Source organism: uncultured Meiothermus sp. (assembly GCF_937863175.1).
Classification (GTDB): domain Bacteria; phylum Deinococcota; class Deinococci; order Deinococcales; family Thermaceae; genus Meiothermus.
In genome coordinates this window covers 1-1291 of the sequence record NZ_CALMCQ010000073.1, presented here as the reverse complement: position 1 = coordinate 1291, position 1291 = coordinate 1, and the positions used below count along the sequence as shown (strand labels likewise).

Annotated in this window: 1 protein-coding gene and 1 pseudogene; one reads left to right on the top strand and one right to left on the bottom strand. The window is 59.3% G+C overall.

The features are described 5' to 3' along the window. Nucleotides 1-717 (bottom strand): hypothetical protein (locus Q0288_RS02855; RefSeq protein ID WP_299426885.1); only part of this gene is annotated, 717 nt, incomplete at its 3' end. A 333-nt stretch (nucleotides 718-1050) separates the two neighbouring features. On the opposite strand from Q0288_RS02855, the pseudogene Q0288_RS02850 reads away from it, so the two are divergent. Then, nucleotides 1051-1291 (top strand): annotated as a pseudogene (locus tag Q0288_RS02850) (hypothetical protein); the annotation flags it as partial.

Here is a 1291-nt window from a genome sequence, read left to right as displayed (position 1 = left end):
ATTCCAGGGGTTGCTATCCCCATCGTTGTCGGGGGCGTAGGTCTTGTGGACATTGAAGATCAGCGAGCCGGTGTAGGTGTTGTTGAAGACGGTCTTGGTGATGCCATGGGTGTAGTTTTTGCTGATCTTGAACAGGGTGGCATCCTGCTTGTCCATCGAATAGCTACCGTTCAGGGTGCGCTCCACCGAACGGTTATCGCCGCTCATGCGTGACCTGAAGTTGTTGAAGGTGACACCGAAGCCGCTGTACTGCTGGTTGTCGTTGGTGTCCTCGAGGGTAATGGAGCCATTCAAAGCGTAACTGGTGCCGCCGGGGCCGGTGTAGCTGCAGTCGTAGGCAGTCGTGGCATTGGCGGGCACGCCGTCATCGTCGGCATCTACCAGCGGGGAGGGGGTGGTGTGGATGGTGCAGTTCCCACTGCCCAGTGGGGGCAGGTAAAGCACGCCCAGCGCCCGCAAAATCAGGTTAATGCGTCGAGGCAGGCCCCAGGTCTGGGCCGCGGCATCCAGGCTATCCATGCTACTTTGGGCGTTCAGTGCAGCCGCGCTGGCATCCCCCAGTAAAGCGCCCGTGAGTTGCAGATCGCCCTGGGCTGCTTCCGAAAGAGCCTGGGCATCGGTCTGAGTTAGGGTGTTGGGGGTCTGCGACCCGGTTCCACAGGCGGCGAGCAGGCCCACCAGGGCAAGTCCGGCGAGTTTGTGTAAGGTCTTATGCACGGTTTTTCCTCCTGCTTTAGAGAATGCTCCTGAAAACTGAAGGGGATGCGGGGTGGATTCTTAACCGAGGCTGAAGGAAGCGTTACTCCCGATAAAAGTGGCTTCAGGGCATCTAAGGGTATCCAGAGTACGGTTGCCGACCCATTATCTGGGTATTGCACCCTTGACCGTGCAACCGGGTAGAGGGGCCTTGAAGGCAGTATGCAAGGTTTTGTGTGTGGAGGGGGTACGGGTTCAGGTCGGGGATAGTGGAGCTGGACGGCACTGAAATGTGGGATGGTGGGGTAGTCGAGACTTTAGCGTCCCCCTAAGCTGAACATTCAGGGTGATCAGATGGCAACGCAACCCAAGAAGAAGAAGAAAGCGGCCTCGGCCAGGTACAGTTCCAGGCCCAAGCCCTCGCCCATGCCCTGGGTTTGGGGAGGAGTGGGTGTTCTGGCGGTGTTGTTGGGAGGCCTTTTCTGGTGGCAGGGGCAGTCGGGCGGTGCTTTTGAGGCCCTGGTTTCCCAGGGCAGGGCAGGCTTACAGGCTCGAGTGATCGCCCACCCAGACTCCGGGCGAGGCCACGGAACTT